This window comes from Paenibacillus rhizolycopersici, from assembly GCF_014947195.2.
GTDB lineage: Bacteria > Bacillota > Bacilli > Paenibacillales > Paenibacillaceae > Fontibacillus > Fontibacillus rhizolycopersici.
This window is the reverse complement of sequence record NZ_JADCNN020000043.1, coordinates 1-3696: the sequence shown is the minus strand read 5'-3', so window position 1 is coordinate 3696 and position 3696 is coordinate 1. Positions and strand designations below refer to the sequence as shown.

Below are 3696 nucleotides of genomic sequence, written 5' to 3'. Positions count from 1 at the left end.
TATATTAAAAATTGTGTATTTAAATTTTGAGGGACCTCTATTTCTTCTTTAATACGCAAAAAAATCCTTACCAGAGTAAGGATTTCGACTTCTTCATTATGGAGCGGGTGATGGGAATCGAACCCACGCTACCAGCTTGGAAGGCTGGAGTTCTACCATTGAACTACACCCGCATATGACCTGCTATAGATTAAGAATCATGAAAGATCGGGACGACACGATTCGAACATGCGACCCCCTGGTCCCAAACCAGGTGCTCTACCAAGCTGAGCTACGTCCCGATGTAAATGCAGGCCCCTTTTGGGAAGGCAAAAATTAATATACCACGTTTCGGGAGGCGAAGCAAGCGGGAATTCCTGGAAACCTTCTGAGGAATCTATATCCGCAAAGCCCTACAAGATAAAAAAACCTTAGCCGGCAAGCCGGCTAAGGAACTCGCTTTCCAGCACGCCGGCAGGTACCGGCTTGCTAAACAGATATCCTTGTCCTTCGTGGCATCGCTGGAGCTTGAGGAACTCCAACTGCTCCTCGTTCTCCACGCCTTCAGCCGTCACTTTCAGCTTTAAGTGATGAGCCATGGTGGTAATGGTGGAGACGATGGCCGCATCATTCCCGTCGTACATGACTTCTTTTACGAAGGCACGGTCGATTTTCAAGCGGTCGATCGGCAGGCTTTTCAAATAATAAAGGGAACTATAGCCTGTGCCAAAATCATCGATACTGATATGTATTCCCAAACGCTTCAAGCGATGAAGCTGATCCAGGGCGGTTTCAATATCGTACGTCATACTTTCCGTTACTTCAAGCTCCAGGTAACGAGGGTCCAACCCGACCTCGCGTAAGATCGCGTCCACGTGCTCAGCCAAATTATATTGCCGGAACTGTCGCATCGATAAGTTGACGGATACGCAAACCGGTTCAAAGCCGTCCAACTGCCATTTTTTATTGTGCAGACAAGCCGTTTTCAGCACCCATTCTCCGAGCGGAACGATGAGGCCGCTCTCCTCGGCTAGCGGTATGAATTCGCTTGGCGGCAAAAGCCCCCGCTTCGGATGGTTCCAACGGACCAGCGCCTCCATCCCGACCATTTTGCCTGTATTCAAACTGATCTGCGGCTGAAACTCCAGGAAGAACTCCTCCCGCTCCAGCGCCTTACGCATATCGTTCTCCAATTCCACCTTGGATTGGGTACGTTGCTTCATGGCCGCATGATACCGCATAAAGTCCACGCCTTGTTCCTTGGCATGATGAACTGCCATATCCGCATATTGAATCATCTGGTTCACCGAATCCCCGTCATCCGGGAATACGGACAAGCCCATGCTTAGTGAAATATGATATTCAGTATCATCGATCAGCACCGCCGGATCTACAGAAGCTAACAGCTCCTTGGCCCGCTCCTCGGCCGCCGCATCATCCGGCAGTTCCGGAAAGATCACGGCAAATTCGTCTTCGCCCATCCGGTACACTCGCCGCTGCGTTCCCCCTAGCGCCGACAATCGACTTCCCAGCTCGGTCAACAGCTTATCTCCCGCACTGTAGCCCAAGGAATCGTTAATCGCCTTAAACCGGTCAATATTAATCACCGCAACGCCGGTACAAGCTTGAGAAAACGCAAGCAATTCGCCCAACTGCTCTTTCATTTGCCGCAGGTTCGGCAGACCGGTTAAATCATCGTGGTAAGCCATATGCTTCATTTGGGCTTCCGCCAGCTGCTTGCCGCGCATCGGCTCTTCAATCGTCAGCCGGTAGACCCCTTTAAGTACGAAATAATAAGAAATGCTCATAAACCATTGGCCCGCCGCCTGCGCCAAATCTCCGCCTTGCCCCGGTGGGGAGGTCAGAAGAACGTGCCCCATCGCCATGAACAACAGCGCTCGGGTCACCGTCATAATTGCCGGAGGACGTTCTGACCGATGCCGGTATAGGACCGCTATAGCGGCGATGATATACAACAACGGAATACCTGCTCGCAGGATGAGCTGCCCAATCTCTAGATTGAACAGCGAGGGGAGGCTGCTTTGGTACCGGTTTAATCCCAACAACCCCATCAGGGTTAACAGGCCTGCTCCCGTAAACATGACGATTTTCTGGCGTCCGTTCACCTGCTGATCCTCCGTGGCAAAAATCCGCAGCATCCCGAGCGCCCCCAGCGTATGCGAGATCGCCAAAAACCAGGTCGCCAGGCTTTCGCCCGGTTTAAATCCGAGCAGCATGATGTCACCGTACGAAGCGGCGTACAGAATATCCAAGATCCCGATCATTGTAAATAAAACGGCCGTGTATAGCCGCTGCTTGGAAAGTTTGTCGATGAACAGAATCCATCCCTGTGCAAATATGGCAAACGAAACAGCCAGGCACATCAAACCGGCCAGGAGATGCATCGTTTGAATGAGCGTGTCCGTTCCTGGCGGAAAATCGTTCCCCGCCGACAGCCGGACCACCCCGACCATTGCCGCCAACCCGATTACCCCTTGGATGATTGTCGTTTGTTCCTCTGCCCTAATCCTCAATGCGTATCAACCTCCGGAGGTAAGTTCTGTCTTCCGTCATGAAACTACTAATTCAACATATTCCGCTTATTTCCTGCCTTTTCCCCAAATTTGTCGATGAAAAAAGAAGCCCGGACGCGAGGCGCCGGGCTTGATATCCTTATTTTTTTGTCCGATTTACCGTCGTCTCAGGCGTCGTCAGCTTATCGTAAAAATCGACGGCCTTATCCTTGTCCTCTGATGCCCGAAGCGCCATCGCGGAGCGTGGATGCTCGTCAAGCGTCCCGGTGATCATGTATGGGATCAAATACCCCCACTCCTCTTTTTCACGAAGCGGAATCAGCAGTTCTTCCAAAACTTCCAGAATAGGGCGCAACTTGTAACTCGTGTTCTTCAGATGAGTTACAAGCAATTCGGTTGGGCAGTTGCCGGCCGCGCGCCCCATGCCGTACACGGAAGCGTCCAGCAGCTCTACTCCGTGATCGGCAGCCACCAGCGTATTGGAGAACGCCAGCTGCATGTTGTTATGGGTATGCACACCTAAGCGTTTACCCGGAAGATGAGTTTTGAACTTATTGACCAAATACTCCATGTCTTTATAGTCGAGACTTCCGTACGAATCGACGATGTAGACAACGTCAACGACGCTCTCCTTAATCATCTCGAACGCTTCCAGCAGCTCGTTCTCCATTACATTAGACAACGCCATAATGTTCAGCGTGGTCTCGTAACCTCGGTCATGGAACAATTGAACCAATTGCAATGCCTTATCAACATCTTTAATGTAGCAAGCGACCCGAATCAAATCGAGCAAGCTTTCGCTGCGCGGTAAAATATCGTTTTCATCCACCCGACCGATGTCGACCAGCGCGGATAGTTTCGTCGTTCCTTTTTGAGGAATTACCTTGCGCAGGAAATCGTCGTCCAGAAACCGCCAAGGGCCGGCTTCATCAGCGCCTTTCAGCAGCTTGGGCGAGTTTTTGTAGCCGATTTCCATATAATCCACGCCTGCCTCGTTTAAGCCTGCGTACAATTTTTGGACAAATTCTACGCTGAAGTCCCAGTTATTCACCAGTCCTCCGTCACGTATGGTGCAATCGACGATTTTGCATTGGTTGGCTTTCATACCCGCATATTCCTCTCCATCGTTTTACTATCCATCTTACTAAAGGTTGTTCGAAAAGTCATCTTTGAATCACGAAGT

General features: G+C 50.8%; 2 protein-coding genes and 2 tRNA genes. All 4 read right to left on the bottom strand.

Translation table 11 applies throughout. The annotated features are described in order from the left end of the window. Window positions 1-99 precede the first annotated feature (99 nt). The 4 genes from IM700_RS22860 to IM700_RS22845 all read right to left on the bottom strand — a co-directional run bounded on the left by IM700_RS22860 (window position 100) and on the right by IM700_RS22845 (window position 3618). Window positions 100-173 (bottom strand) — tRNA-Gly (locus tag IM700_RS22860). A 34-nt stretch (window positions 174-207) separates the two neighbouring features. Next, window positions 208-281, bottom strand: a tRNA-Pro gene (locus IM700_RS22855). A 129-nt stretch (window positions 282-410) separates the two neighbouring features. Continuing rightward, a complete protein-coding gene (locus tag IM700_RS22850) occupies window positions 411-2513 on the bottom strand; it encodes a putative bifunctional diguanylate cyclase/phosphodiesterase (RefSeq protein ID WP_193419152.1) in 2103 nt (700 codons plus the stop codon). A 139-nt stretch (window positions 2514-2652) separates the two neighbouring features. Beyond that, entirely contained in the window at window positions 2653-3618 is a 966-nt protein-coding gene (locus IM700_RS22845; RefSeq protein WP_155607516.1) for an aldolase catalytic domain-containing protein, read from the bottom strand. Between the last annotated feature and the right edge of the window lie 78 nt (window positions 3619-3696).

What these genes read in the sequence shown, in the direction of transcription:
- IM700_RS22845 (WP_155607516.1), bottom strand. Translation starts at nt 3,618, where the DNA reads ATGAAAGCCAACCAATGCAAAATCGTCGATTGCACCATACGTGACGGA.